This is a genomic window from Bradyrhizobium nanningense (genome assembly GCF_004114535.1).
Classification (GTDB): domain Bacteria; phylum Pseudomonadota; class Alphaproteobacteria; order Rhizobiales; family Xanthobacteraceae; genus Bradyrhizobium; species Bradyrhizobium nanningense.
This window is the reverse complement of sequence record NZ_LBJC01000082.1, coordinates 247,911-273,160: the sequence shown is the minus strand read 5'-3', so window position 1 is coordinate 273,160 and position 25,250 is coordinate 247,911. Positions and strand designations below refer to the sequence as shown.

24 protein-coding genes and 1 tRNA gene are annotated in these 25,250 nt (G+C 64.8%); 13 read left to right on the top strand and 12 right to left on the bottom strand.

The annotated features are described in order from the left end of the window. The first annotated feature begins 224 nt into the window (after window positions 1–224). Both XH84_RS39455 and XH84_RS39450 read left to right on the top strand, forming a co-directional pair. Window positions 225–1,181 (top strand): tripartite tricarboxylate transporter substrate-binding protein, encoded by a 957-nt coding sequence (locus XH84_RS39455; protein ID WP_128917825.1) that lies wholly within the window; start codon window positions 225–227, stop codon window positions 1,179–1,181. 109 nt (window positions 1,182–1,290) lie between these two features. Beyond that, window positions 1,291–1,367: transfer RNA gene (locus XH84_RS39450), tRNA-Arg, on the top strand. Between the two features lie 168 nt (window positions 1,368–1,535). On the opposite strand, the gene XH84_RS39445 is transcribed toward XH84_RS39450, so the two are convergent. Next, on the bottom strand, window positions 1,536–2,927 hold the full coding sequence (locus tag XH84_RS39445) for an NAD-dependent succinate-semialdehyde dehydrogenase (protein WP_128917826.1): 1,392 nt from the start codon (window positions 2,925–2,927) through the stop codon (window positions 1,536–1,538). Between the two features lie 193 nt (window positions 2,928–3,120). Between XH84_RS39445 and XH84_RS39440 the strand changes: the two genes are divergently transcribed. Continuing rightward, window positions 3,121–4,260, top strand: a complete 1,140-nt coding sequence (locus XH84_RS39440; protein WP_128917827.1) for an amidohydrolase/deacetylase family metallohydrolase — start codon at window positions 3,121–3,123, stop codon at window positions 4,258–4,260. 9 nt (window positions 4,261–4,269) lie between these two features. Here the strand turns inward: XH84_RS39440 and XH84_RS39435 are convergent, their stop codons facing one another. Beyond that, window positions 4,270–5,415, bottom strand: coding sequence for an acyl-CoA dehydrogenase family protein (locus XH84_RS39435; protein ID WP_128917828.1), 1,146 nt, complete (start codon window positions 5,413–5,415; stop codon window positions 4,270–4,272). A gap of 126 nt (window positions 5,416–5,541) precedes the next feature. Here XH84_RS39435 and XH84_RS39430 point away from each other — a divergent pair, with 126 nt between their 5' ends. Beyond that, window positions 5,542–6,219 carry an alpha/beta hydrolase family protein gene (locus tag XH84_RS39430; protein ID WP_128917829.1) on the top strand — a complete coding sequence of 226 codons (678 nt, stop codon included), beginning with the start codon at window positions 5,542–5,544 and terminating at the stop codon, window positions 6,217–6,219. Window position 6,220: 1 nt separating this feature from the next. Here XH84_RS39430 and XH84_RS39425 read toward each other — a convergent pair whose 3' ends face one another. Then, window positions 6,221–7,195 carry a ketopantoate reductase family protein gene (locus XH84_RS39425; protein WP_128917830.1) on the bottom strand — a complete coding sequence of 325 codons (975 nt, stop codon included), beginning with the start codon at window positions 7,193–7,195 and terminating at the stop codon, window positions 6,221–6,223. Window positions 7,196–7,346: 151 nt separating this feature from the next. Between XH84_RS39425 and XH84_RS39420 the strand changes: the two genes are divergently transcribed. Further along, on the top strand, window positions 7,347–8,150 hold the full coding sequence (locus tag XH84_RS39420) for an enoyl-CoA hydratase-related protein (RefSeq protein ID WP_128917831.1): 804 nt from the start codon (window positions 7,347–7,349) through the stop codon (window positions 8,148–8,150). 11 nt (window positions 8,151–8,161) lie between these two features. Here XH84_RS39420 and XH84_RS39415 read toward each other — a convergent pair whose 3' ends face one another. Together XH84_RS39415 and XH84_RS39410 are read right to left on the bottom strand one after the other, a co-directional pair. After that, window positions 8,162–8,434: a hypothetical protein gene (locus tag XH84_RS39415; protein WP_128917832.1), complete on the bottom strand. Its 273-nt coding sequence runs from the start codon at window positions 8,432–8,434 to the stop codon at window positions 8,162–8,164. A gap of 51 nt (window positions 8,435–8,485) precedes the next feature. Beyond that, a complete protein-coding gene (locus XH84_RS39410; RefSeq protein WP_128917833.1) occupies window positions 8,486–9,370 on the bottom strand; it encodes a LysR family transcriptional regulator in 885 nt (294 codons plus the stop codon). Window positions 9,371–9,481: 111 nt separating this feature from the next. Between XH84_RS39410 and XH84_RS39405 the strand changes: the two genes are divergently transcribed. From XH84_RS39405 to XH84_RS39390, 4 genes are all read left to right on the top strand, one after another. Then, entirely contained in the window at window positions 9,482–10,849 is a 1,368-nt protein-coding gene (locus XH84_RS39405; protein ID WP_128917834.1) for an FAD-dependent oxidoreductase, read from the top strand. A gap of 46 nt (window positions 10,850–10,895) precedes the next feature. Next, window positions 10,896–11,900 carry an ABC transporter substrate-binding protein gene (locus XH84_RS39400; RefSeq protein WP_128917835.1) on the top strand — a complete coding sequence of 335 codons (1,005 nt, stop codon included), beginning with the start codon at window positions 10,896–10,898 and terminating at the stop codon, window positions 11,898–11,900. Window positions 11,901–12,008: 108 nt separating this feature from the next. Then, window positions 12,009–12,782: an ABC transporter ATP-binding protein gene (locus tag XH84_RS39395; protein WP_128917836.1), complete on the top strand. Its 774-nt coding sequence runs from the start codon at window positions 12,009–12,011 to the stop codon at window positions 12,780–12,782. Beyond that, entirely contained in the window at window positions 12,775–13,599 is an 825-nt protein-coding gene (locus XH84_RS39390) for an ABC transporter permease (protein ID WP_164936042.1), read from the top strand. The genes XH84_RS39395 and XH84_RS39390 overlap by 8 nt, the downstream gene beginning before the upstream one ends. Before the next feature lie 195 nt (window positions 13,600–13,794). On the opposite strand, the gene gtdA is transcribed toward XH84_RS39390, so the two are convergent. Beyond that, on the bottom strand, window positions 13,795–14,835 hold the full coding sequence (gene gtdA, locus XH84_RS39385) for a gentisate 1,2-dioxygenase (protein ID WP_128917838.1): 1,041 nt from the start codon (window positions 14,833–14,835) through the stop codon (window positions 13,795–13,797). Window positions 14,836–15,036: 201 nt separating this feature from the next. Between gtdA and maiA the strand changes: the two genes are divergently transcribed. Together maiA and XH84_RS39370 are read left to right on the top strand one after the other, a co-directional pair. Further along, a complete protein-coding gene (gene maiA, locus XH84_RS39375; RefSeq protein ID WP_128917839.1) occupies window positions 15,037–15,669 on the top strand; it encodes a maleylacetoacetate isomerase in 633 nt (210 codons plus the stop codon). Further along, complete coding sequence (locus XH84_RS39370) at window positions 15,659–16,171, top strand: MarR family winged helix-turn-helix transcriptional regulator (RefSeq protein WP_128917840.1); 513 nt, start codon at window positions 15,659–15,661, stop codon at window positions 16,169–16,171. Before maiA ends, XH84_RS39370 begins: the two co-directional genes overlap by 11 nt. A 189-nt stretch (window positions 16,172–16,360) precedes the next feature. On the opposite strand, the gene XH84_RS39365 is transcribed toward XH84_RS39370, so the two are convergent. The 5 genes from XH84_RS39365 to XH84_RS39345 all read right to left on the bottom strand — a co-directional run bounded on the left by XH84_RS39365 (window position 16,361) and on the right by XH84_RS39345 (window position 21,675). Then, window positions 16,361–17,974 (bottom strand): benzoate-CoA ligase family protein, encoded by a 1,614-nt coding sequence (locus XH84_RS39365; RefSeq protein ID WP_128917841.1) that lies wholly within the window; start codon window positions 17,972–17,974, stop codon window positions 16,361–16,363. Next, a complete protein-coding gene (locus XH84_RS39360; RefSeq protein WP_164936043.1) occupies window positions 17,971–19,110 on the bottom strand; it encodes an FAD-dependent monooxygenase in 1,140 nt (379 codons plus the stop codon). Before XH84_RS39360 ends, XH84_RS39365 begins: the two co-directional genes overlap by 4 nt. Window positions 19,111–19,300: 190 nt before the next feature. Then, the gene (locus tag XH84_RS39355) at window positions 19,301–19,516 is read right to left on the bottom strand and encodes a hypothetical protein (protein ID WP_128917842.1); all 216 of its coding nucleotides are present in this window, start codon (window positions 19,514–19,516) and stop codon (window positions 19,301–19,303) included. A gap of 112 nt (window positions 19,517–19,628) precedes the next feature. After that, the gene (locus XH84_RS39350; protein WP_128948691.1) at window positions 19,629–20,516 is read right to left on the bottom strand and encodes a cysteine rich repeat-containing protein; all 888 of its coding nucleotides are present in this window, start codon (window positions 20,514–20,516) and stop codon (window positions 19,629–19,631) included. Window positions 20,517–20,673: 157 nt separating this feature from the next. After that, the gene (locus tag XH84_RS39345; protein WP_128920264.1) at window positions 20,674–21,675 is read right to left on the bottom strand and encodes an NADP-dependent oxidoreductase; all 1,002 of its coding nucleotides are present in this window, start codon (window positions 21,673–21,675) and stop codon (window positions 20,674–20,676) included. Window positions 21,676–21,888: 213 nt separating this feature from the next. On the opposite strand from XH84_RS39345, the gene XH84_RS39340 reads away from it, so the two are divergent. After that, window positions 21,889–23,187, top strand: a complete 1,299-nt coding sequence (locus XH84_RS39340; RefSeq protein WP_128920265.1) for a dicarboxylate/amino acid:cation symporter — start codon at window positions 21,889–21,891, stop codon at window positions 23,185–23,187. A gap of 9 nt (window positions 23,188–23,196) precedes the next feature. Next, window positions 23,197–24,153, top strand: coding sequence for an amino acid ABC transporter substrate-binding protein (locus XH84_RS39335; protein ID WP_128920266.1), 957 nt, complete (start codon window positions 23,197–23,199; stop codon window positions 24,151–24,153). 138 nt (window positions 24,154–24,291) lie between these two features. On the opposite strand, the gene XH84_RS39330 is transcribed toward XH84_RS39335, so the two are convergent. Continuing rightward, window positions 24,292–25,131, bottom strand: a complete 840-nt coding sequence (locus XH84_RS39330; protein ID WP_128920267.1) for an ATP-grasp domain-containing protein — start codon at window positions 25,129–25,131, stop codon at window positions 24,292–24,294. Window positions 25,132–25,250 lie beyond the last annotated feature (119 nt).

Sequence of the window (25,250 nt, the reverse complement as noted above, 5' to 3'; positions counted from 1 at the left end):
TTCATCTGGTCTCTCCTTGGAACACTGAAGCTTCGCAACCTCAGCTTCCTCGGTTCAGACCAGATGGACAACCTCCTGACAGACCACACCTAAAGCGCGGTCCGCGCTTTAGGTGTATTGTTTGAGCATGATCTTTTCGGAAAACCGCTGCCCACTTTTCCGGATCATGCTTTAGCGCCAAAGAGCAAAAAAGCCAGGCGCAGAAGCAAAAGGGAGGGGACCGCATGACGATCACACGACGCACGCTCTTGGCCGCACCCGCCATTCTCGCAATGACGCCGGCGATGGCGCAGGGGAGCAAGATCACGCTGGTCGTGCCGTTTCCGCCGGGCGGCTCGACCGATGCGATGGCGCGGCTGCTGCAGAGCAACCTGCAAACCAAGCTCGGCCGCATCGTATTGGTCGAGAACAAGTCGGGCGCCGCCGGCGCACTCGGCGCGGCGCAGGTCGCCAAGAGCCCGGCGGATGGCTCGACCTTCCTGGTCACCTTCGATTCTCACGCGGTGATTCCGTCGATCCTCGACAAGCCGCCGGTGGATGTCGAGCGCGAGCTGATGCCGGTGCTGCTGATCGGCACCGCGCCTTACGTGATCGCGGCCGGCGCCGGCCGCCCCTACAAGAGCTTTGCCGACGTGGTCGCGGCCTGCAAGGCGAGCCCGGGCGCGGTGAAATATGCCTCCGTCGGCATCGGCACGCTCGGCCATCTCGCCATGACCGTGCTCGGCAGCAAGGCCGGCGTCGAGATCATGCACGTGCCCTATCGCGGCGGCGGACCGGCGATGAACGACGTGCTTGGCGGCCATGTCGATCTCATCGCGCGATCGGCGGCGCTGGTCGCCGCCCAGCTCGGCACCAACATGCTGCGTCCGATCCTGCAGCTCGGCCGCGAGCGGCTGCCGGCCCTGCCGGATACGCAGACCGCGATCGAGGCGGGCTTCCCCGATTTCGAGACGCTGGCCTGGTGGGGCATCTTCGCGCCCGCAGGCACGCCGCTCGACGTCGTCGCAGCCTTCGCCGCGGCGTCCAAGGAGATCCTGAGCGAGCCTGCGACCGCCACCCAGCTGAAGGAGACGCAGCACATGACGCTGCTGCTCCAGGACGGCGCCGCCTTCAAGACCTTCTTCGACAAGCAGGTCGCCACTTGGGGCAAGGTGGTGAAGGACAACAATATCAGGGCGTAGCTGGCCGGCGCGTCGGTCCTTGCGCATTGGGCAAGGCAAGGGCTTCCGATCCCGCCATCGCTTTGATATGTACACCCGCAGGCAACCCGCCTGACCGGCCGGGTTCCGCGGTCCCGTAGCTCAGCCGGATAGAGCGACGGTTTCCTAAACCGTAGGTCGGAAGTTCGAGTCTTCCCGGGATCGCCAGCCTGACGTCTGTCCAGCCGTCGCCCTTGCGCGACGAGCCTTCAAGCGCAGGAGATGCTGGGCGCGGGCCGACAACCGGACCGCGTCCGGTCGTTGGTCTTATGCCCATGGAGTCTCCGGAAGCGGGGAGCGGCCCCGCTTCGGCTCGCGCCCGATCCGGGTGGTCGATCAGAAGTGGGCGTCGATATCGACGACGTCGATCAGCTTGTGGTTGACGAACTCTTTGAGCCCGAGCCCGAGCAGTTCGCGGCCATAGCCTGATCGCTTGATGCCGCCGAAAGGCAGGTCCGCTTCCACCTTGGTCGGATGATTGACGAACACCATGCCGGTGGAGATCTTGCGCGCGACTTCCGCCCCGTGCTTCGGGTTCGAGGTGAACACCGAGCCGCCGAGGCCGAAGGGGGAATCGTTTGCGATGCGCACCGCGTCGGCCTCGTCCTTGGCGCGGAACAGCATGGAGACCGGGCCAAAGAATTCCCAATAGCGGGCTGGGTTGTCCTCGTTCACGTCGGTGAGGATCGTGGGCTGCACGAACGCGCCCTGGTTGGGCACCGACGGACCAATCTCCTCGGCTTTCGCGCCCTGCTTCACGGCCTGCTGAATCCTTTCCCTGATCTCGTCGGCGGCGTGTTGCGACGAGAGCGGCGCCAGCGTCGTCTCGGCATCGAACGGGTCGCCTGCCTTCAGGGCGGCGACACCCTTGCGATAGCGCGCCAGGAATTCATCGTAAACCTCGTCCACGATGATCATGCGCTTGGAGGAGACGCAGACCTGGCCGCCATTCCAGTGCCGGCCGAAGACGGCCCATTTGACGGTCTTTTCCAGATCGGCATCGGCCAGCACGACGAACGCGTCGGCGCCACCAAGCTCCATCGTCGATTTCTTCAGCGCCTTGCCGGCCTGGGCGGCGACGATCGCGCCGGCGTCCTCGGAGCCGGTGAGCGCGACGCCATGGACCCTGGGATCGTTGATGATCATCTCGACTTGGGAGCGGGTGGCGTAGAGCTTGGTGAAGCATCCCTCGGGCAGGCCGGCCTCATGCATGATGCGTTCGAAGGCTGCGGCGCTCTGCGGCACGTTCGAGGCATGCTTCAGCAGAATGGTGTTTCCGACAGACAATTGGGGCGCGATGATGCGAGCGATCTGGTAATAGGGAAAATTCCACGGCTCGATGGCGAGGATCACGCCAAGCGGATCGTGCACGATCATCGCCTCGCCTTCCACCGGGTCTGCCACAGGCAGCTTCTCCGGCCGCAACAACCGCTCGGCGTTGTTGACGTAGTACTCGAAGATGCGTGCGCAGAGATCGACTTCCGCCTTGGCTTCGGCAAAGAGCTTGCCCATTTCCAGCGTCAGAAGCTTCGCATAGGTATCGCAATCCCGCCGCAGAATGTCTGCCGCTTTTTGAAGCACTGCGGTACGTGCCGAGATCGGGACCTCGCGCCAGGCGCGAAAGGCTGCATCCGCCCGATCGATGGCGGCGCTGACCTCCTGGTCGCTCGCACTGGGAAACGTCTTCAGGGTCTCGCCCGTATATGGATTGATGGTGGCGTAGCTCATGTCCGTAATCCTTTGGGCGAGGAGATTGTTGGAAAGCCGGATCGCAATCGGCTTCCGGTCGATCGGATCATAGGATTGAGCCCGGCTCGGACATTGACATGAATCATGCCGTGTTTATCGATGTGCGGAGGGATACCTCCCTGTCTGGCCGACTGACTCAGCCTGCATTTGGCCGCCACATCCGGAGACAATCATGCCTTTTGATTTGATCCTGCGCGGGGGCCGTGTGATCGACCCGTCGCAGAAGCTCGATGCCGTGACGGATGTCGCCTTTGCCGGCGGCAAGGTGGCGGCGGTCGGCAGCGCGCTCAAGGCGGATCCGGGCACCGAGGTGCGCGACGTCTCGCAGCTCATCGTGACGCCGGGACTGATCGATCTGCACACCCATGTCTATTGGGGCGGCACCTCGCTAGGTATCGACGCCGAGGAGTTCTGCCGTCTCTCCGGCGTCACCACGGCGGTCGACACCGGCAGCGCAGGGCCGGGCAATTTCGCCGGCTTCCGCAAGCACGTGATCGAGCCGAGCCAGGTCCGCATCCTCGCGTACTTGCACGTCTCGCATGCCGGCATCTTCGGCTTCTCGCACCGGATCATGGTCGGCGAGAGCGAGGAGTTGCGGTTGATGAATCCGATCGAGGCCGCGGCGGTGGCCGATGCCAACCGCGACCTCATCGTCGGCATCAAGGTACGCGTCGGACTGCATTCTTCGGGCACATCAGGGACGGTGCCGCTCGACATCGCGCTGCAGGTTGCCGACGAGGTCGGCATGCCCCTGATGGCGCATATCGACCATCCGCCGCCGAGCTATGAGGAGGTGCTGGCCCGTCTGCGTCCCGGCGACGTGCTGACCCATGCGTTCCGCCCGTTCCCGAACACGCCGGCGACCGCGCAAGGCACCGTGAAGAAGGCGGTGCTGGATGCGCGCGAGCGCGGCGTGCTGTTCGACATCGGCCATGGCAAGGGCTCATTCGCCTTCAAGACCGCGCGCGCGATGCTCGCCAACGGTTTCTATCCGGACACCATCTCGTCCGACATCCATCAGCTCTGCATCGACGGCCCGGCCTTCGACCAGGTCACGACGCTGTCGAAATTCCTGTGCATGGGTATGGAGCTGTCCGATGTGATCGCGGCCTCGACGGTGAATGCAGCGATGGCGCTGCGACGCCCCGAGCTCGGCAGCCTCAAGCCCGGCAGCGTCGGCGACGCCACGCTGATCTCGGTGAGCCGAGGCCAGTTCGACTACGAGGACGTGGTCGGCGAGCATCTGATGGGCGACCGCAAGATCGTGTCTGAAGGCGTCGTTATCGGCGGCCGCTGGTGGCATCCGAATTGAGCGGCGGCCCTACAGCGACCTCGCGATCAACAGCTTCATGATCTCGTTGGTGCCGCCGTAGATCTTCTGGATGCGGGAATCGATGAAGATGCGCGAGATCGGGTATTCCTGCATGTAGCCGTAGCCGCCGAACAGCTGGAGGCATTCATCGGCGGTCTCGACCTGCTTCTCCGAGCACCAATATTTCGCCATCGACGCCGTGACCGTGTCGAGATCCCCGGCGACAAGGCGCTCGATGCACCAGTCGACGAAGACGCGGGCGATCATCGCCTCGGTCTTGCGTTCGGCCAGTTTGAAGGCGGTGTTCTGGAAATCCATCAGCGGCTTGCCGAAGGCCTTGCGCTCCCTGGTGTAGTCAGTGGTGAGTTTGATCGCGCGTTCCATCGCGGCGACGGCGCCAACCGCGAGCGCGAGACGCTCCTGCGGCAATTGCTGCATCAGCTGCACAAAGCCCTGGCCTTCCTCCTTGCCGAGCAGGTTTTCCGGCGGCACCGTCACGTTGTCGAAGAACAGCTCCGACGTGTCGGAGGCGTGCAGGCCGATCTTGTCGAGGTTGCGCCCGCGCTTGTAGCCGTCCGCGCCTGCGGTCTCGACCACGATCAGCGAGATGCCCTTGGCACCGGCTTCGCCGGTCCGTGCAACCACGATGACGAGATCGGCGGCCTGGCCGTTGGTGATGAAGGTCTTCTGGCCGTTGATGACGTAGGAATTGCCCTGCTTCTTCGCGGTGGTCTTCACGGCTTGCAGATCCGAGCCGGTGCCGGGCTCGGTCATGGCGATGGCGCCGACCATCTCGCCGGAGGCCATCTTCGGCAGCCAGCGCTTCTTCTGCTGCTCCGAGCCGTAATTGAGGATGTAATGCGCGACGATGGCGCTGTGTACGGAGACGCCGGTCGTCAGCTCCGGCACGGTGCTTTCGAGGTCGTCCAGCACCGCCGCGTCATAGGCGAAGGTGGCACCTAAGCCGCCATATTCTTCCGGCACGCTGGCCAGCAGTGCGCCCATCTCGCCGAGGCCGCGCCAGGCGAAGCGGTCGACCATCTTCTGCTCGCGCCATTTCTCGGCATGCGGCGCCAGGTCCTTGGCAAGATATTTCCGGAACTGGTCGCGGAAGACGTCGAGCTCTTCGGTCATCCAGGAGGAGCGATAGGACATGATTACCTCGGTCGATGCGGCGTTCCGCTTGGTAGGCCAGCGGGCCGCGGCAATTATTGTGTTTTCAGGCTGCGCCGGTGACGCTACCAAGGCAGCCGGACATGCGTCTGTTTGGGATGGTTGATTGTGGCTGTCAAAACAAGAGAGCTCAAGCTCGACATCGAGCGCATTGGCGCGGTCTCGGCCATCCTGACGCAGCCGGACAAGGCGCGAGCCTGCTATGTACTGGCGCATGGGGCCGGCGCCGACATGCGGCATGCGTTCATGGAGAAGGTCGCGGAAGGTCTTGCGGCGCGCGGCATGGCGACGTTGCGGTTCAATTTTCCCTACATGGAACAGAAGAAGGGTCGTCCCGACCAGCCGGCTGTTGCGCACGCCGCAATCCGCGCGGCGGTCGCGGAGGCGGCGAAGCTATGCCCCGGTCTCAAGCTTGTCGCCGGCGGAAAATCGTTCGGCGGACGCATGACCTCGCAGGCGCAGTCGAAGGCACCACTGCCTGATGTGAGGGGGCTCGCCTTCCTCGGCTTTCCCCTGCACGCCGCTAAGAAACCGTCGTCCGAGCGCGCCGAGCATCTCGCCGGCATCGCGATCCCCATGCTGTTCCTGCAAGGAACGCGCGATGGGCTTGCCGATCTCGGCTATCTGAAGCCCGTCATTGCGTCGCTCGGAGCGAAGGCAACGCTGCATGAAGTCGAAGGCGGCGATCACTCCTTCGCGGTGCTGAAGAAGTCCGGCCGGACCAACGACGAGGCGCTTTCGGAGGTGCTCGACACGCTCGCAGCCTGGATCGACCAACTCTTCTGACTCACGCCGAATAAAGTCCCTTGTCACGCGCCTTCTGGATCGCGAGCGCGGCGATCAGGTCGAGCGTGGGCGTCGACAGGCCGGCGGTGCGTGCGAAGGCGGCGGGCGCCCTGACCAGGACGTCGATCTCCATGGCGCGGCCGAGCTCGTAGTCCTGCAGCAGCGAGGGCTTGTGGTTGGGGGCAGGGCCGCTGCGCGTCACGCGCTTGACCTCGGGAATGAAGTGCTGGGCGACGTCATTGGCCTCGTTCAGCATGCGCGGAATGACCTCGGCGAAGGCGGGGTCGTCGCGCACGCCGCGCGCGGTCTGGCCGGTGAGCAGGCACAGCACCGACAGCGACATGTTGGTCAGCAGCTTTGACCAGATCGCCTCGCGGATATCGGCAACAGGCGGCGATTCCAATCGCGCGTCGTTGAAGACGCCGCGAAGCTTGGTGATCCGCTCGCAATTGCGGTCGTCGCATTCGCCGATCAGCAGGCGGTTGCGGTCCGGGGTGAGGTTGTGCACCACGCCGGGCGCGGTCACCTCGTTGGAGGAGAAGACGACACCGCCGACGATCCGTTCCTTCGGAATGCAGGCGCGTAGGCGCCCGCCGGGGTCGAGGAAGGATATATCCGGCGGTGTCGGATGCCGCGGCGGCAGGCCGATCCCGTACCACCAGGGAATGCCGTTCTGCGCGAACACGATGGCGGTATCGTCCTGCAGCAGCGGCTTGATGCTGGACACCAGCCCCGGCAGCGCCGTCGCCTTCAGCGTGGAGATCACGACGTCCTGCGGCCCGAGCTGGGCCGGATCGCCCGACGCGTTCACCTTGGCGCTGACCTCGGAATCGCCAACCCGCAGCTTGAGGCCGCCCGCGCGCGCGGCCTCCAGATGCGCGCCCCGCATCACGCATGATACGTCATGGCCGGCCCGCGCCAGCCGTACCGCGATGTGGCTGCCGACGGCGCCCGCGCCGAAAATGCAGATGCGCATGATGATTCCGTCCTGTCCTACGTGCCGTCAGGCGACAGCATGACACAAGCCGCCATGCGATGGGCGCGACCGCCCCACGCTGGAAAGATATGGATCGGAATACGTCGTCTCGGTCATAGTGCACGCCAAGCAAATGACCGGAGGATCGCCGATGACTGCCAGCCCTGTCCTGTGGAGCCTTGATGAGCGTGGGGTTGCGACCGTCACGTTGAACCGGCCGGAGGTCAACAATGCCTATGACGGCGCGTTGATCGCGGGCGTGCTCGCGGCCATGGACGATCTGGCCAAGAAGCCGGCCTTGCGGGTCGTCGTGCTCAGGGGCAACGGCAAGCACTTTCAGGCCGGCGCCGATCTGAAATGGATCAACGGCGTGCGGCCGCAATCGGCAGAGGCCAACGAGACGGCCTCGCGCGCGACGTTCGAGGCCGTGCAGCGGCTCAACACACTGCCGATCCCGACGGTCGCTCTGGTGCAGGGCGGCTGCTTCGGCGGCGGCACCGGCGTGATCGCGGCCTGCGACGTCGTGATCGCCGCGGACAATGCCCTGTTCTCGATCACCGAGGTGCGCTGGGGCCTGACCGCGGCGATCATCATCCCGCAGCTTTGCGATGCCATCGGCGTCCGGCAGGTCCGCCGCTACGCGCTGACCGGCGAACGTTTTGGCGCCGAGGACGCCCGCCGCATTGGCCTCGTCCACGAGGTGGTGCCGCTCGCCGAGCTCGAAGCCGCAGGAGCCAAGGTGGTCGAGCAGCTGCTCGCCAACGGGCCGGAGGCGATGGCGGAGACCAAGAAGCTCGCGCTGGAGAGCTCGTTCGGCGGCATGGCGGTGGACGATGCCGCCTACACGCGGCTCGTGCAGCTGCACTCGCTCAAGCGGCAGAGCGCCGAGGCGGCGGAGGGGCTGGCGTCGTTCGCCGAGAAGCGGGCGGGCAGGTGGGGCGGTGGGAAAAGCTGAGCATCGGCCGCTCAGCAGCCGCGGCAGATGTTGTTGATGCTGCGATAGACCGCGTCGTCGTCCTGCCGCAGCTGCCGAAGTGTGTCGAGCCTCTTGCTCTCGTCGGCCGCCGCTGCAGGCTTGCGCTTGGCCGCGAGCTCGTCCTCCTGCCGCTTGTAGCAGGCTTCGCGATCGGGTTTGGCCTGAATGAAGCGGCAGTTCTGCTCCACGGCTGCGGCGGGAGTGGCGGAGATCGCGAGGGCGAGCAAGGCAGGCAGGGCGAGTTTCACGACAATCGAATCCATGGCGGCCCCTCTCTCAGGTCCATTGATCGCGGGCAACCGCAAACTTGCGGTCTATAACGACCGCGCCAGTGACGTTTTCAGCAGTGTCAACAGTGCCTGCACCGCGGCCGCATTGCGCCGCCGTTCGGGGATCGCGGCCTTCACCCACAATTCCGGAATCGGAAAGTCGCGCAGCACCGGCTTCAGCGTCCCGTCGCGCAGGGCATCGGCGACGAGGTAATGCGAGAGCAACGCGATGCCGTTGCCGGCGATGGCGCTGCGCGCCAGCACATGGCCCTCGTTGGAGGAGAGCAGCGGGCTGACCTGGATGCTGATGCGGCCGCGCGGTCCGTCGAAGACCCATTCCGGGCCGGTCGGCAGAAAGCTGAGGCAGCGATGCTCGACCAGATCGCGCGGATGCTTTGGTGCGCCGTGCTTCTTCAAATAGGCGGGAGAGGCGCAGAGCAGCCGCTTCAGTGCGCACAGCGGCTCATCGACCACGCCCCCGAACGAATGCGGGAAGGCGCCGATGGCGATGTCAAAGCCTTCGGTGACGGGATCGACCGGGCGATCGATCAGCACGATATCGAGCTTGAGCTTGGGGTTTTGGGTCTGGAACGCGCTGAAGGCGTCGGCGAGCCGCGCCACCGTCAGCGAGGTCGGCGCCTTGATGCGCAGGTGATCGACAAGATCGTGGCCTTTCTCGCCCATGCGCGAGAGCAGATCGGTCGCGTCAGTAACGACGCCGCGCGCGCGATGCACGTAGCGTTGCCCGGCTTCGGTCAGCCGCAGCTGCCGGGTCGAGCGGTGAAACAGCGGTGTGCCGATCCGCGCCTCCAGCTGCGTGACGCGTTTTGCGACCACCGAGGTCGAGACGCCGAGCTTTCGCGCGGCAGCGGAAAAGCCGGCCGCGTCCGCAGTGGCAAGAAAGGCCTGAAGATTGACCAGGATGTCCATGTCGGCCTTTCTCGATTCGCGAAAGCTGATCGCGTATTTTGGTGGATTGTAGCTCGCTGCGCGTTAATTCATAGTCGCTCCCAAGCAAAGGAATTTGGGAAGGGACGCGCCATGCGGGCCATGACGATCGAAGAACCGGCACGCCAGGTGCCGTTCTATGGCGAATACGAAGTCGTCGTGCTCGGCGGCGGCCCCGCCGGCATCGTCGCGGCGGCCTCGAGCGCGCGCGCCGGGCGGAAGACGCTTCTGATCGAGCGCTACGGCTTCCTCGGCGGCATGGGCACGGCGGCCGGCGTTACTAATTTTTGCGGCCTGCACGGCAATGTCCACGGCGAGCACCGCCGCCTGGTGCACGGCATGGCGTCCGAGCTGCTGGGGCGGATCGATCATTTGGGCGGCCTCAACAGGCCGCATCTGATCCTCGGCAAGGTCTTCGCCCAGGCCTACGACACCGCGGCCTACAAGATCGCGGCCGACGAGTTGCTGGCCAGCCACAAGGTGCACATCCTCTTCCATGCGCTCGGCGCTGGCGTGGTGATGGGCGACAAGCGCCGGATCGACGCGCTGATGGTCGAGACCAAGGCCGGCCGGCAGGCGGTGCGCGCGGAGATCTTCATCGACTGCTCCGGCGACGGCGATCTCGCCGTGTGGGCCGGCGCGCCGTTCGAGGTCGGCGACGCGCACGGCCATCCGCTGTATCCCTCCATGATGCTGCGCCTCAACGGCATCGATCCGGAGAAGGCGGGCGAAGCCTGGCGCACCATTCCGCAATTGATGGAGGAAGCCATCGCCGCCGGCACCCACACATTCCCGCGCAAGAGCGCGATCGTGCGGCCGCAAAAGTCCGGCATCGAATGGCGGGTGAATTTCACGCAAGTGGCGCGCGAGGACGGCCATGCCATCAACGGCGTCGAGCCCGACGATCTCACCCGCGGCGAGATCGAGGGCCGCAAGCAGGCGCTCGCGGCGTACGAATTCCTGCGCAGCACCGTGCCGGGCTTCGAAAAGTCCTACATCGTGGACCTGCCGCCGCAGCTCGGCATCCGCGAGACCCGCCGCATCAAGGGCGGCTACCAGCTCAGCGGCGAGGACGTGCTCGGCTGTGCCTCGTTCGAGGATTCCATCGGCGTCAATGGCTGGCCGATCGAGGCGCACGTTCCCGGCGATGTCGTCTTCACCTTCCCGCCGATTCCGGAATCGCGTGGCTATAACGAGCTGCCTTACCGGATGCTGGTGCCCGAAGGCGTCGACAACCTGCTCGTCGCCGGCCGCTGCGCCTCCATGACCCATGAGGGTCAGTCTGCGGCCCGGGTCTCCGGCGCCTGTTTCGTGATGGGCGAGGCGGCCGGTTCCGCCGCCGCGCTGGCGCTCTCCGGAAACCGGATTCCACGCGAAATCCCCATTGAAAAGTTGCAGGAAACGTTGAAACAACAGGGCGCCTTCATCGGCCGGGACCAAATGGTGCCGGAAGGATTGTGAGGGGCTGCACGAGAACGACGAAGAGAACGACGGCGGAGGAAACGGGATGATCGGGACAATGCGGCTCGCGCTTGCGGGCCTTCTGGCGATCACGGCGATGGGCACGGCGCGGGCCGAGGATGCGCTGAAGGCCAGGATCGGCGTGCTCCGCCTGTCCTCCTCCGCGCCGGTCTTCATCGCGCAGGACAAGGGCTATTTCCGCGAGGCCGGCCTCGAGGTCGAGCTGAAATTCTTCGACGCTGCCCAGCCGATCGCGGTCGCGACCACGTCGGGCGACGTCGATTTCGGCATCACCGCCTTCACTGCGGGTCTCTACAATCTCGCCGGTAAGGGCACGCTGAAGGTGATCGGCGGCATGAGCCGTGAGAAGGCGGGCTATCCCCTGATAGGCTATTTCGCCAGCAACAAGGCTTATGCGAGCGGTCTGAAGACGCCGAAGGACCTCGCCGGCAAGCGCGTGGCAATGACGCAGGTCGGATCGAGCTTTCACTATTCGCTCGGCCTGCTCGCCGACAAATACGGCTTCAAGCTCGCGGACGTGAAGATCGTGCCGCTGCAATCGCTGTCGAATGCAGCGGCCGCGCTCAAGGGCGAGACCGTCGATGCGGCGCTGCTGCCGATCTCGACCGCGCGAAAGCTCACGGACGAGGGCGGCGCGAAATTCCTGGGCTGGGTCGGCGACGAGACGCCGTGGCAGCTCGGCGCCGTGTTCGCCTCGCCGAAGACGCTGACCAACAAGGCGCTGGTGACGAAGCTGCTCGGCGCGCTCGCCAAGGCCGATCGCGAATATCACGACGTCATTCTCGCGGCGATGAAGGACGGTGTTGCGCCGATCAACGACAAGACGAAGCCCTTGCTCGAGATCATCGCGAAGTACACCAATTTGCCGGTCGAGCAGGTGGTCGGCAATTGCGCCTATATCGATCCCGACGGCAAGCTGGATGTGAAGAACGTCGACAACCAGATCAAATGGCTGCAGGAGCAGGGCTTTGCCGACAAGGGCTTTGATGCCGATGCGATCATCGCCAAGGATTTTGTGAAGGCGGACTAACCCTTCGTCATTCCGGGGCTCGCGAAGCGAGAACCCGGAATCTCGAGGTTCCGGGTCTGATCCTTCGGATCATCCCGGAACGACGGAGAACAGGATAGACGGGACAGCATGGACCTGATCGCCAGCCACATCACCCATCGCTTCGGCGATCTCGCCGTGCTCGACGACGTCTCCTTCACTGTTAGCGCCGGCGAAGTGGTGGCGATCGCGGGTCCCTCGGGCTGCGGCAAGAGCACGCTGCTGTCGATCCTCGGCGGGCTGTTGCAACCGACCTCCGGCGCGCCCGAATTGCGGGGCTCGCCGCCGGCGGACAGCCTCAATCCGCTGACCTTCGTGTTCCAGGATTTCGCGTTGCTGCCCTGGGCGACGGTCGAGGAGAACGTCGAATTCCCGCTGCTGCACACCCAGCTCTCGGCCGCGCAGCGCCGTGCGCTGGTCGAGGACGCCTTGCGCCGAACGACCCTGACCGATTTCCGCAAGACCTATCCCAAGCAGCTCTCCGGCGGCATGCGCCAGCGCGTCGGCATCTCGCGCGCGCTCGCGGTCAAGCCCGCGATTCTGCTGATGGACGAACCGCTCTCGGCGCTGGATTCGCAGACCCGCGAGCTCCTCATGGAGGATTTCGTCCGCCTGCTCGCCGATGGCGGCATGGGCGCAGTCTATGTCACCCACAATCTCGAAGAGGCGGCGCGGCTTGCGGACCGCATCGTCGTGCTGTCGCGCAGGCCGGGCCGCATCCGCGAGGTCGTGACCGTGCCCATGACGCGCGCCGAACGCGGCGAGACCGCCGCGCGCGAAAAGCTGCTGGCGCTGCAGAACCAGATCTGGTCGCTGATCCGAAACGAGGCGATCGATGCCGAGCGCGAGGTCCAGCATGCTTGACCGCGCGGCAACTGAGACGGCGGCAAAGACCGAAGCGACCCGGCGCGTCCGCTTTCGCGGCGCCGGCTTCGTGCCTGCGTCGAGCCGTTTCGGCGGCTGGATCGCGCTCGCGCTGGTCATCGCGCTCTGGCAGGTGGCCGGCAGCACCGGCCTCGTCAATCCGCTGTTCCTGCCGGCTCCATCGGCGATCGCCCGCGCGATCTACCAGCTCGCGGTCTCCGGCGCGCTCTGGCAGCATCTCTCCGCCTCGCTGCTGCGCATCGGCGTCGGCTGGATGCTCGGGACCGCGGCCGGCGTCGCTGTCGGCTTTGCCATCGGCCTGTCGCGGCTGGCGCGCAGCGTCGGCATCACCTTCATCTCGGCGCTGTTCCCGATCCCGAAGATCGCGCTGCTGCCGCTCCTGATCCTCTGGCTCGGCATCGGCGAAGAGCCGAAGATCGCCACCATTGCGCTCGGCGTGTTCTTCTCGACCGCGATCTCGGTCTATAGCGGCGTCGACGCGGTGCCGCGCAACCTCATCCGCATGGCGCAGAGTTTTAACGTTCCCTTCGCCACTATCGTGCGCAAGGTGATCTGGCCCGGCGCGCTGCCCGCGATTCTCGCCGGCTTCCGCATCACCGCGTCCGTCGCGCTGCTCCTCGTCGTCAGCGCCGAGATGATCGGCGCCCAATACGGCATCGGCGCCTTCGTGCTCCAAGCCGGCAATCTGATGCAGACCGATCAACTGCTCGCCGGCGTGGTGATCCTGTCGGTGTTCGGCCTCGCGGTCGGCAAGGTGATTGGCTGGCTGGAGATGCGGTTGTTGCACTGGCGGTAGCGGCGATCACAATTGTCGTCCCGGGCAAGCGTACGCGCAGACCCGGTACCCATAACCACAGGCAAGCGTGATTGAGGGACTGGAGTTATCCGCTTCGCGCCTTCACTGCTCCCTGTGGTTATGGGTCCCGGATCAGCGCTCACTTCGTTCGCTTGTCCGGGACGACACCGGTTATGGGGCCAATAATCTCAGCCTTCACGCATTCCCGCGATCTTCCCTGAACAAATCCAGCTTCTGCTGCACCGGGCGGTCCGAGAAGCTGAACAGCACGGCATCCTCATCCGCCTCATGCGTGACCCAATGCCAGCTCGGCACCACGAACAGGTCGCGCGGGCCCCATTCGAACACGGCATCGCCGATCCGGCTGCGGCCCTTGCCTTCGATCGGACAGAACACCGTCGCATCGGTTGAGCGATAGCGCGCGGTCTTGAAGCCCTTGGGCAGCAACTGGATGAAGGTGCCGATGGTCGGCATCGCGAAATCGCCGGTCTCGGGGTTGCTGAATTTCAGCTTGAGGCCGTGGCAGGCGTCCCATTCCTGGCCCGTCCTGGCTTTCTCCAGCGCTTCGCGAGTGTAGGCATAGGGGTAGCTGAAGATCGGCGAGGTCTTCGAGCTCCGCTTCACATCGACGGGCAAGAGGTTGTGGCCGTAACGCGCAAAGCTGTCGCCGGCGGGCTTTGTGATCTTCTGCTGGTCCTCCTTGGAGCCTTCCGCGAAGGAGCAGTCGAAGAACTGCACCAGCGGAATATCGAGGCCGTCGAGCCAGAACATCGGCTGGTCGGTCTCATTGGAATGATCGTGCCAGGTCATCGACGGCGTGATGATGAAATCGCCCGGCTCCATCGCGGTGCGTTCGCCGTCGACGGCAGTGTGGGCGCCCTTGCCTTCGAGCACGAAACGCAGGGCCGACTGGCTGTGGCGGTGCGCCGGCGCGACGTCGCCGGGCACCACCATCTGCACGCCGGCATAGAGCGAGGTCGTGATCTTGGACTGGCCGCGCAGGCCGGGGTTCTCCAACACCAGCACGCGCCGCTCGGCCTCCTTAGCGGTGATGAGCTTGCCGGCTTCCATCATGTAGTCGCGGATGACGTCGAATTTCCAGAGGTGAGGCCGGCAGGCGCTCTTCGGCTCCGGCGTGATCAAATCGCTCATCACCGTCCACAGCGCGGTGAGGTTTTCGCCGTCGATCTTCCTGTAGAACGCCTCGCGTTCCGGCGTCTTGGTCACGGCTTCCATGGCGGCGCTCCCGTTCGTTTGTTGATTGACAGTATACTGACGATCTGGGTAGCGTCAATGTGACCAAACGCGTACAAGGCAGTCATTCCGGGGCGGCTCGAAGAGCCGAACTCCGGCGCGCAGTTGCGCACCTGAGAATCTCGAGATTCCGGGTTCGATGCTGCGCATCGCCCCGGAATGACAAGAAATAGGGAGGTCTCGATGAAGCTGCATGGTTATTTCCGCTCCAGCGCCGCCTATCGGGTGCGGATTGCGCTGAACCTGAAGGGCCTCAAGGCCGCGCATCTGCCGCATCATTTGCGCAAGGGCGAGCAATGTGCGCCCGCTTATCTCGCCATCAACCCGCAAGGCCTGGTGCCGGCGCTGGAGAACGACGCGGGCGCGGTGTTGACGCAATCATTGGCCATCATCGAATGGCTCGACGAGACGCACCCCAATCCGCCGCTGCTGCCGAAGGATCCATTGCAGCGCGCCAAGGTGCGGGCGTTTGCGCTGGCGATTGCCTGCGACACCCATCCGGTGCAGAACCTGAAGGTGTTGGCGCGACTGCGCGAGCTCGGTCTGGCCGAAGAGAAGGTTCAGGACTGGGCCGCCTGGGTCAACCGCGAGGGTCTGTCGGCCTGCGAGAGACTGATCAGGGACGAGAAGGGGCCGTTCTGCTTCGGCGATGCGCCGACGCTCGCCGATCTCTGTCTCGTGCCGCAGCTCGCCAATGCGCGCCGCTTCGGCGTCGACGTCTCCGCCTATCCGCGCCTGCTGAAGGCGGAAGCGGCGGCCAAGGCGCTTGCAGCCTTCAGTGACGCTGCACCGGAGAAGCAGCCCGATGCCGAGTAAGCCGCCTGCTCCGATCACGATCGACGCGGTCTATGCCGCGCCGGGCTATCTGTTCCGGCGCATGCAGCAGATCGCGGTGTCGATCTTCATGGAGGAGTGCAAGGCGTTCGACCTCACCCCGGTGCAATATGCCGCGCTGATCGCGATCCACACCCATCCCGGTATCGACGCCACGCGGCTGTCGGCGGTGATCGCCTTCGACCGCTCCACGCTCGGCAGCGTGATCGAGCGGCTGCAGGCCAAGGACTATGTCGAGCGCAAGCCGGCGCCCGAGGACAAGCGGATCAAGCTGCTCTATCTGACCAAGTCCGGCGCCGCGATCCTGCGCGAGATCATCCCCGCCGTCGAGCGCGCCCAGGCACGGATGCTGGAGCCGCTGAAGCCGGCCGATCGCAAGACGCTGATGGGGCTGATGTCGCAGCTCGTCGACCTCAACAACGAGGCCTCGCGCGTACCGCTGCGCGCCGAGGATGCGCTGGAGCATCTGGGCAAGGCGGGGTGAGGGTGGCGATGCTCGCGCCTCGCATCCAACTGTCGTCCCGGACAAGCGAAGCGCAGATCCGGGACCCATAACCACAGGGAGAGGTTTTGCGAAGACTCGGAGTTACCCTTCGCGCGCGATAACTCCTCCCTGTGGTTATGGGTCCCTGCGTTCGCAGGGACGACGGCGAGAGTGTGGCGGCGCCGGTTGCTACATCCGCAACAACGCCTGCCGGTCGATCTTCCCGGTGCCCGTCTTCGGCAGCTCGTCGATGAAGATCACCTCGCGCGGATATTTATACGGCAAGAGCTTGCCCTTGACGTAATCCTGCAATCGCCGCGTCGCGTCACGCTGGTCGACGGTGCGGTTGTTCATCACCACCACCGCCTTCAGCGTCATACGGCGGTCCGGCAGCTCGGCGGCGAACACTGCGCATTCGCGGATGTCGGGGTGGTCGGCGAGGCAGAGCTCGACCTCCAGCGGATAGACCCACTGGCCCGAGATCTTGATCAGATCGTCGGCGCGGCCGCGGAAGAAATGGAAGCCGTCCGCATCCCTCACGAAGCGGTCGCCGGTGTAGATCCACCCCTCCTCGCGGATGGTCTCGGCGGATTTGTCCGGCCGGTTCCAGTAGAGCGGCGTGTTGGAATCGCCGCGCACCCACAAAATGCCTTCCTCGTCGTCGCCGACGTTACGGCCCTCCTTGTCGCGCAGCGCGACCTCATAGCCGGGCACGCGTAAGCCTGCGGCACCTAACTTCTTCTGCTCGGGCCGGTTGGAGAGATAGATGTGCAGCACCTCGGTCGAGCCGAGGCCTTCGACGATTTCGAGACCGGTGAGCGTCTTCCAGCCGTTGAAGACCTCGGCCGAGAGCACTTCGGCGGCCGAGAGCGCCATGCGCAACGACGAGAAGTCGGTCTTGTCCGCGCCATCGGCCTTGGTCAGAGACGTATAGAGCGTCGGCAGGCCGAAAAAGACTGTCGGCTTGTACTGCTCGATGGCTGCGAAGATCGCCGCGGGTTTCGGCTGGCCCGGCAGCAGCAGCGTTGCAGCTCCCGCCGAGAACGGGAAGGTGACGGAGTTGCCGAAGCCATAGGCGAAGAAGATCTTCGGTACGGAGAAGCAGATATCGTCCGGCGTCAGCTTCAGGATGTTCTGCGCGAAGGCGGCCTCGCTATAGGCCATGTCATGCTGGAGGTGCACGATGCCCTTGGGCCTGCCGGTCGAGCCGGAGGAGTACATCCAGAACGCCATCTCGTTGCGATGCGTATCCGCTTCTGCCAGCCGGGTGTGGAATTGCGCCAGCCAGTCTGCCGCCGCGAGCGCCCTCGGCGCGGCGTGATCGTCCGCCGTGCCATTGACGACGATCAGCGTATGCAGCTTCGTGTCCCTGCAGGCCTCCGCATTGAAGCGCGAACAGAACTCGGACTCCGCCACCGCAACGGCGGTCCCGGAATCGGCGAGGTAGAATTGCAGGAGATCCGGCGGCGTCAGCGTGTTGATCAGGAGCGGCACGAAGCCGGCGCGCACCGCGCCGAAGAACGCGGCCGGGTAGGCCGGGGTGTCGTCGAGGAACAGCAGCACGCGGTCGCCGCGCTTGAGGCCGAGCGAAGCAAGACCGTTGCCCCAGCGGCAGGCATCCGCACAGAGCTCGGCATAGGTCCGCGTGCCCGCGGGACCCAAGAGAGCGAGCTTGTCGCCACGGCCTTTGCCGAGATTGTCGAACAGGACGCGGCTGGCGTTGTAGATGGCGGGAACGGCAAAGCCGATCTCGCGCGCCCCCTCGCTGTCCGTTGGCACCTGGTCGAGAATATTGTTGCTCATGCCTCGTCTCCGCCGTTCTTGGCGGCCTCGTAGCGGGCCATGAAGGCCGGCGACATCGCGCGCAGGCGCGCATCGTCGATGCGGCCGGAGCGGGTGATGTAGCTGTAGGCAAAGTCCATCAGGTCGAGCTTCATGTGCTCGGCAAAGTGCTCGTACCAGAACGCCGAGGTGCGCGCGGCATTGACGAGCTTCTGTACCACCGGCTTGCGCGCGGCCTGGTAGCGGTGCAGGGCGGTCGCAAGATGCGCATCCGATTCCAGGGCCTTGACCAGCGCGATGGCGTCCTCGATGGCCAGCCGCGTGCCCGAGCCGATCGAGAAATGCGCCGAATGCAGCGCATCGCCGAGCAGCACCATGTTCTTGAACGACCAATGCTCGTTCCAGACCCAGGGGAAGTTGCGCCAGACCGACTTGTTGGAGACGAGGCAATGACCGCCAAGCGTGTCGGTGAACACCTCCTCGCAGATGCCCTTGGACTGCTCGACGTCCTTGTAGGCGAAGCCGTAGGCCTGCCAGGTCGCGTGGTCGCATTCGACCAGGAAGGTGCTCATGGCCGGCGAGTAACGGTAATGATGGGCGTTGAAGGCGCCGCGGTCGGTCTTGACGAAGGTCTGCGACAGCGTGTCGAATCGCTTCGATGTGCCGTACCAGACGAACTTGTTGGAGGAGTAGGACAGCGAGGTGCCGAAATCGCCCTCATAGGCGCGGCGCACCAGCGAGTTCAAGCCGTCGGCGGCGACGATCAAATCGTGGCCATTGAGCTGGTCGATGGCGTGGATCTGCGTGTCGAAGCGCGGTGTGACGCCGACGTCGAGCGCGCGCTGCTGCAGGAACCGGAGCAGCTCGAGCCGCCCGATCGAGGAAAAGCCGACCCCGTCGATGGCGACGCTGTCGCCGCCGAGATTCAGTGTGATGTTCTCCCAGCTCTCCATATGCGGCGCGATCGCGTCGACCGTCTCGGGGTCGTCGGCGCGCAGGAATTCCAGCGCCTGATCGGAAAACACGACGCCAAAGCCCCAGGTCGCGTCGGCCGGGTTCTGCTCGAACAGGTCGACCTGATCCTCGGGGTGACGTTTCTTCCAGAGATAGGCGAAATAGAGCCCACCGGGCCCCCCGCCAATCACGGCGATCCGCAACGTCTGCCTCCCTAATTGACAGTATACTTACTATCTAGGGGTAGACTAATGTGCTCCGGCGTCCAGCGCCAGCAGAATTATCCGCCAACGCGGGCGCACCGAAACTCATCGTCGGACACACGTTTTGCGCGCGCCCGAAACCGTCAGTTCCGAATCATAGCCAAACCAAGCCGGCTTGGCTATTCGCGCATCAGACGCAGCGCTTCACATAGACCCCGTTCACCAGCACCCTGGTGCAGCGGACCACGGGTGCCGGCTTGCGGACCACGACGGCGGCGTTCGGCCCGGCGCAGCCGGCGCGATAGACCCCGCGGGCGCACACCACCGCATTGGCGTCGGTGGCATCAAAGGTCATGGTCGCTCCGAAGGCGAGGAGCGCAGAAGCAACGACCAGCAATGAACGCATGTTGTCCTCCCGGTCTTGTCGTGATCGAAATTGGAGATCTGCAAAGATTTGTCGCTGCAGGCGCGCGAAGATTCATGCTCACACGCCGCCAATTGTCGATGCGCGCGGCGAGCTATCGCGCCGCGAATGGCGCCAGCACATCCCGGCATGCCGGTGACAGCGCCGCGGCATTGCTGGCGAGGCACTGAATGATGCGGCCGCCGCCGGCCTCGACGCCGGCGCAGATGGTGCGGATGTCGGCGCCGCAGGCCGATTGAGCGACGAACAACTGTTCGCGCGGCCGCAAGGGGCGCAGCACGAGCACGGTTGGCGCGGCTGGGGCAGGCGCTGCTGCCGCGCCCCCTGCCGGCGCAGCGGTGGCCGCCGCGCCGCCGCCGGTCGCGGCGCTCACCGCCTTCTCGCAGGCTGGCGAGACCCTTGCCTTGTTCTTCTCCAGGCATTCGAGCGCAGGCGCACCGCCCGGCGGCACGCTGGCGCAGACCTTGGGATAATCGCCGCGGCAGGAACTCTTGATCGCAGCAAGTTGCGCGCTGCTCGGCTGCTTCGGCGCAGCAGCAGCTTTCGGTGCCGGTGGTGCGGCGGCCGGCTTCGCAGCAGGAGCGGATTCAGCCTTCGGTGCGGCAGGTGCTGGCGCCGGCTCCGCTTTGGGGGCCGCTTCCTTCATCGCTTCCTTGGGGGCAGCTTCGGTCTTCGGCGCGGCGGGAGCGGCCTCGGTCTTCGGTGCGGCCGGGGGCGCGGCGGCCGGCGGAGCGATGGCGCGAACCGCCGTCTGGCATCCCGACGAGAGGCTCGACATGTTCTTCTGCAGACATTGAAACGCTTCGGTGCCGCCGGGCGTCACGCTCGAGCAGTGCGCCATGAAGTCCGAGCGGCACGCGGACCGGATGGCGCTCTTCTGGGCGTCGGTCGGCGCCTGCGCGACCGCGCCTGTTGCAGTTGCGAACAGTGCCGCCGCCAGCAACGCCTTGCGCGTTGAGACTTGTTTCAACGTGTTGAACATCTGGATGAATTCCTGCCCCTGTCGATATTGTTCGACGCTTATCAAAAGTCGCGCAATCGCAATCATCGCGAGTGATGCCTCGCGAGCGATATCATTGGCCGCTTCGGCCGCTACCGCAAGCAGATTGTGCCGGCGCCGATACGATGTGCGGAAGTCGTCAGAGCCTGACCATCCGCTTGCCGCGGTTCTCGCCCGCGAGCAATCCGATCAGCGCCTTTGGCGTGTTCTGCAATCCGTCGATGATGTCTTCCTGCACCTTCAGCTTGCCGGATTTGACCCAGCCCTGGAGATCGGCGAGCGCGCGCTGGCTCTCCTTCATGAAGTCCATCACGATGAAGCCCTGCATGACGAGCCGCTTCACCACGATCAGTCCCGGCACGCCACGCGGGCCGTGCGCTGCGGGCGCGCCGTCATATTGCGAGATCGCGCCGCAGCAGGCGATGCGGCCGTAATTGTTCATCTGCGGCAAACAGGCTTCGAGAATGTCGCCGCCGACATTGTCGAAATAGACGTCGATGCCCTTGGGTGCCGCTGCGCGAAGCGCCTTGAACACCGCGCCGTCCTTGTAGTCCACGGCGGCATCGAAGCCGAGCTCGGAGGTCAGCCAGTTGCACTTGTCAACGCCGCCGCCGATGCCGATCACGCGGCATCCTTTGATCTTGGCGATCTGTCCGACGATCGAGCCGACCGAGCCTGCGGCCGCGGAAACCACGACGGTCTCGCCCTCCTTGGGCTTGCCGATCTCGAGCAGTCCGAAATAGGCGGTGAGTCCGGCGATGCCGAACACGCTGAGCAGATGCGTCATCGGTTCGAGTTTCGGCATCTTGGTGAGATGCTTCGCCGGCACCGCGGCAAATTCCTGCCAGCCGGTGTCGCCGAACACGATGTCGCCGGCAGCTAAGCCCTCGGCCTTCGAGCTGACGACCTCGGCAATGGCGCCGCCGGCCATCACGCTGTTGGCCTCGACTGCGGAGCGATAGGTCGCGCCGTGCATCCAGGCGCGGTTGGCGGCGTCGAGTGAAATGTATCGCACGCGCAGCAAGGCCTCGCCGTCTTTCGGCTCCGGCATTGCGCCGTCCATCATCTTGAAGTGCTCTAGGCCGAGCTTGCCGCTGGGTTTTTCGACCAGCAGAATTTGGCGATTGGTGTTGCCGCTCATGGCGTTTCCCCTCTTTGATTGTCTTGACGATTATTGATGCAGCTGCCGCAAACAAAACGTGCAGGCCGCATGTGTTGTGCGCTGCATGAAGGCTAGATCGCGGCGTGCCATTTCACAACGGGAACATCCTGCAAACGCGATCACACGCAAAGCGTGTTGCGTCGCTGTGATATCTGCGACATCATGAAGCGCCGGTATACGTGGGGGTCAACGATGTCCAACAGGTTTACGCAATACATTCTGGCGGCGATGGTGCTCGGCATCGTCATGGGGGCGGCGATCTACAGCTTCCTGCCCGACACGCGCGCCGAGTGGGCCTCCGCCATCAACCTGATCGCCATGATGTTCCTGCGCCTGATCAAGATGATCATCGCGCCTCTGGTGTTCGCGACCCTGGTCGGGGGCATCGCCCATATGGGCTCGGGCGCCAAGCTCGGCCGCATCTTCGCCAAGACCATGGGCTGGTTTGTCAGCGCCTCCTTCATCTCGCTGCTGCTCGGGCTCGTGATGGTCAATCTGCTCCAGCCCGGCGCCAACTTCCCGGGCACGCTGCCTGCGGCGGGGCAATCGACCGGCCTGCCGGTGTCGGCCTTCTCGATCGAGAAATTCCTCACCCATCTGATCCCGACTTCGATCGCGGATGCGATGGCGCAGAATGAGATCCTGCAGATCGTGATCTTCGCGGTATTCTTCTCGGTGGCGATGGGCTCGATGCCCGAACGTTCGAAGCCGATCCTCGCGATGATCGACGACGTCGGCCACATCATGCTCAAGGTCACGAGCTACGTGATGCTGTTCGCGCCGCTCGCCGTGTGGGCCGCCATCACCGCGACGGTCGCCAAGAACGGCCTCGCCGTGCTCTGGAAGCTCGTCGTCTTCATGGGCGGCTTCTATCTCTCGCTGATGATCCTGTGGGCGCTCCTGGTCGTCGTCGGCTTCATCGTGATCGGCCCGCGCTACAGCCATCTCTTGAAGCTGATCCGCGAACCCCTGATGATCGCGTTCTCGACTGCGAGCTCGGAGGCGGCCTATCCGAAGACGCTGGAGGGGCTCAATCGCTTCGGCGCCTCGTCGCGCATCTCGAGCTTCGTGCTGCCGCTCGGCTATTCCTTCAACCTCGACGGCACTATGATGTACTGTACCTTCGCCAGCATCTTCATCGCGCAGAGCTATCATATCGACATGCCGCTCGGTACCCAGCTCGCGATGCTGGCGACGCTGATGATCACCTCCAAGGGCGTCGCCGGCGTGCCGCGCGCCTCCCTCGTCGTGATCGCCTCGACGCTGGCTCAGTTCAACATCCCCGAGGCGGGCCTGCTGATGATCATGGGCATCGACACCTTCCTCGACATGGGTCGCAGCGCCACCAACGTGATCGGCAACACGCTGGCGACCTCGGTCGTGGCCAAATGGGAAGGCGAGCTCGGGGCCGAGCACGCGCTCGGACCCGCCGACGTCGTGCCCGAGGACATGGTGCCGGGCGAAGTGCCCGCGATGGCCGGCCATGGGTAGGAGTGAACCATGGGCCAGATATGGGCGAGGTCGTTGACCTCGGGCCGCCTTTTGCTCGCGGCGTCGTTGCTCGCGGCCGCCTTGTCCGCGACGTCTTTGTTCGCGGCTTCGGCGCTCGCGCAGACCGGTAGCGAAGGGCTCAGCCCGACGCTGTCCGCCATCAAGAAGGCGCACGCCGTGCGGCTGGGTTATCGCGAGAGCTCGCCGCCGTTCTCCTTCCTCGACCAGTCGGGCCGCCCGATCGGCTACAGCCTCGAGCTGTGCGAGGCCATCGTCGAGGAGATCGGCGTCGAGGTCGACGATCCCGATCTCAGAATCGACTACGTCAAGGTCACCTCGGACGACCGCATCGACGCCGTGCTCCAGAGCAAGATCGACCTCGAATGCGGCTCGACCACCGCCAATGCCGAACGCGGCAAGCGCGTCGCCTTCTCGCCGCTGATGTTTGTCGCCGGCACCAAGCTGATGGTGCCGAAGGCCTCCGCCGTCCAGTCGCTGATCGATCTGAAGGGCAAGACCGTCGTGGTGACCAAGGGCACCACCAACGAGCAGGCGATCCAGGCGGCGGACAAGAAGTTCGCATTGGGGCTGAACATTGCCGTCGGCGCCGATCACGAGCAATCCTACCAGATGCTCGCCGACGGCAAGGCCGATGCGTTCGCGACCGACGACATCCTGCTCTTCGGTCTGATCGCGCGCCACAAGGCGCAGGACAAGTTCCGTGTCACCGGCGATTATTTGTCCTATGATCCCTACGGCATCATGTTCAGGAAGGGCGAGCCGCAGCTCTCCGCCGTCGTCGAGCGCGCCTTCCGCAAGCTCGGCTCCAATCGCGACCTCGTCCCGCTCTACAACAAATGGTTCACCGCACGGCTTCCGACCGGCGAACGTTTGAACGTGCCGATCTCGCTGCAGCTGGAAGAGGCGTTCAAGGCGATGGACGATTCCGCGAGCGCGAATAATTAGGCGGGAGTCTCTCTCTCCGTCATCCTGAGGTGCGCGCTCGGCGGTGCAGGCGCACCGCCGAGCAAGCCTCGAAGGATGAACGGCCGCACTGCCGCAGCCGGCCGTCGCCCTTCGAGGGCCGCTGAAGAAGCGGCCACCTCAGGGTGACGGGGATAGATCACCGCTCATGCTTTCCCCAAACACCCGGTCCAGCGCCGCGTCATACGTCGCCTGCACCAGGTCCGGATGCAGCTTGCCCAGCGCCTCCATCATCACGCCGGAATTGATCTCGAGCACCTTCCATTCGCCGTTCACGCGCACCACGTCGATCGAAGCAAAGACAATGCCGATCGTCTTCGCGGCGTCGCTGGCGAGCTTCACGCAGGCCGCGCGAACGTCGCCATCCTCCAACAACACCGGCTTTGCGCCGGCATCGAGATTGTGCCGCCAATCCGTGCCACGCTGCTTGCTGTAGACGACGCGCGGCCTATCATCGAGCAGCACCACACGGACTTCGTCCTCGATTGCGACATAGGGCGAGATCACTAGCCCGGCGCTCATCGAGAAAACCTCGCTGGCGGCGCGATCGAGTTCCGCCTCGGTCGTCACCTTGAACACCGAGCGCCCCGATGTTCCCTCGTTCGGCTTGACCACCACGCCTTGCGGATTGCCGCCAAGCAGCTCGACCATGGCCTCTCGCCAGCCGGCGCCGACGACGTTCCTGCCCAGCTTCGGATTGAGGAAGAGGTGATGGGGAATGCAGGGCACGCGCTCCAGCGTCAGCACCTCTGCGGTGGCCGATTTGTCGTTGGCGAGACGGTGCGCGATCGCGCTGTTGAGGCCGATGTCGTAGCCGAAGGCGAAGCGCCGCTCGTTGCCCCGCCGCATCGCGATCAGCCAGCCGCCGGCGCGGACGTCGACCGCGATGCCGTGCTCCGCGCAATAGCGCCTGATTGCCTGAACGAAGATTCGCTCGCCGCTTGCAGAGTCGTTTGCCATCTCTCTTGTCGTTCCCGTCGCCGAAAGCCGCAAAAACGCGGGCAACGGCGCCAATCGCGCGGAAAATCAGAGCTATTCTTAATGAAATTCTCGCGAGCGCGACGGAAATTAAGTGCTGC

What these genes read in the sequence shown, in the direction of transcription:
- XH84_RS39455 (WP_128917825.1), top strand. Translation starts at nt 225, where the DNA reads ATGACGATCACACGACGCACGCTCTTGGCCGCACCCGCCATTCTCGCA.
- XH84_RS39445 (WP_128917826.1), bottom strand. Translation starts at nt 2,927, where the DNA reads ATGAGCTACGCCACCATCAATCCATATACGGGCGAGACCCTGAAGACG.
- XH84_RS39440 (WP_128917827.1), top strand. Translation starts at nt 3,121, where the DNA reads ATGCCTTTTGATTTGATCCTGCGCGGGGGCCGTGTGATCGACCCGTCG.
- XH84_RS39435 (WP_128917828.1), bottom strand. Translation starts at nt 5,415, where the DNA reads ATGTCCTATCGCTCCTCCTGGATGACCGAAGAGCTCGACGTCTTCCGC.
- XH84_RS39425 (WP_128917830.1), bottom strand. Translation starts at nt 7,195, where the DNA reads ATGCGCATCTGCATTTTCGGCGCGGGCGCCGTCGGCAGCCACATCGCG.
- XH84_RS39420 (WP_128917831.1), top strand. Translation starts at nt 7,347, where the DNA reads ATGACTGCCAGCCCTGTCCTGTGGAGCCTTGATGAGCGTGGGGTTGCG.
- XH84_RS39415 (WP_128917832.1), bottom strand. Translation starts at nt 8,434, where the DNA reads ATGGATTCGATTGTCGTGAAACTCGCCCTGCCTGCCTTGCTCGCCCTC.
- XH84_RS39410 (WP_128917833.1), bottom strand. Translation starts at nt 9,370, where the DNA reads ATGGACATCCTGGTCAATCTTCAGGCCTTTCTTGCCACTGCGGACGCG.
- XH84_RS39405 (WP_128917834.1), top strand. Translation starts at nt 9,482, where the DNA reads ATGCGGGCCATGACGATCGAAGAACCGGCACGCCAGGTGCCGTTCTAT.
- XH84_RS39400 (WP_128917835.1), top strand. Translation starts at nt 10,896, where the DNA reads ATGATCGGGACAATGCGGCTCGCGCTTGCGGGCCTTCTGGCGATCACG.
- XH84_RS39395 (WP_128917836.1), top strand. Translation starts at nt 12,009, where the DNA reads ATGGACCTGATCGCCAGCCACATCACCCATCGCTTCGGCGATCTCGCC.
- XH84_RS39390 (WP_164936042.1), top strand. Translation starts at nt 12,775, where the DNA reads ATGCTTGACCGCGCGGCAACTGAGACGGCGGCAAAGACCGAAGCGACC.
- gtdA (WP_128917838.1), bottom strand. Translation starts at nt 14,835, where the DNA reads ATGGAAGCCGTGACCAAGACGCCGGAACGCGAGGCGTTCTACAGGAAG.
- maiA (WP_128917839.1), top strand. Translation starts at nt 15,037, where the DNA reads ATGAAGCTGCATGGTTATTTCCGCTCCAGCGCCGCCTATCGGGTGCGG.
- XH84_RS39370 (WP_128917840.1), top strand. Translation starts at nt 15,659, where the DNA reads ATGCCGAGTAAGCCGCCTGCTCCGATCACGATCGACGCGGTCTATGCC.
- XH84_RS39365 (WP_128917841.1), bottom strand. Translation starts at nt 17,974, where the DNA reads ATGAGCAACAATATTCTCGACCAGGTGCCAACGGACAGCGAGGGGGCG.
- XH84_RS39355 (WP_128917842.1), bottom strand. Translation starts at nt 19,516, where the DNA reads ATGCGTTCATTGCTGGTCGTTGCTTCTGCGCTCCTCGCCTTCGGAGCG.
- XH84_RS39350 (WP_128948691.1), bottom strand. Translation starts at nt 20,516, where the DNA reads ATGTTCAACACGTTGAAACAAGTCTCAACGCGCAAGGCGTTGCTGGCG.
- XH84_RS39345 (WP_128920264.1), bottom strand. Translation starts at nt 21,675, where the DNA reads ATGAGCGGCAACACCAATCGCCAAATTCTGCTGGTCGAAAAACCCAGC.
- XH84_RS39340 (WP_128920265.1), top strand. Translation starts at nt 21,889, where the DNA reads ATGTCCAACAGGTTTACGCAATACATTCTGGCGGCGATGGTGCTCGGC.
- XH84_RS39335 (WP_128920266.1), top strand. Translation starts at nt 23,197, where the DNA reads ATGGGCCAGATATGGGCGAGGTCGTTGACCTCGGGCCGCCTTTTGCTC.
- XH84_RS39330 (WP_128920267.1), bottom strand. Translation starts at nt 25,131, where the DNA reads ATGGCAAACGACTCTGCAAGCGGCGAGCGAATCTTCGTTCAGGCAATC.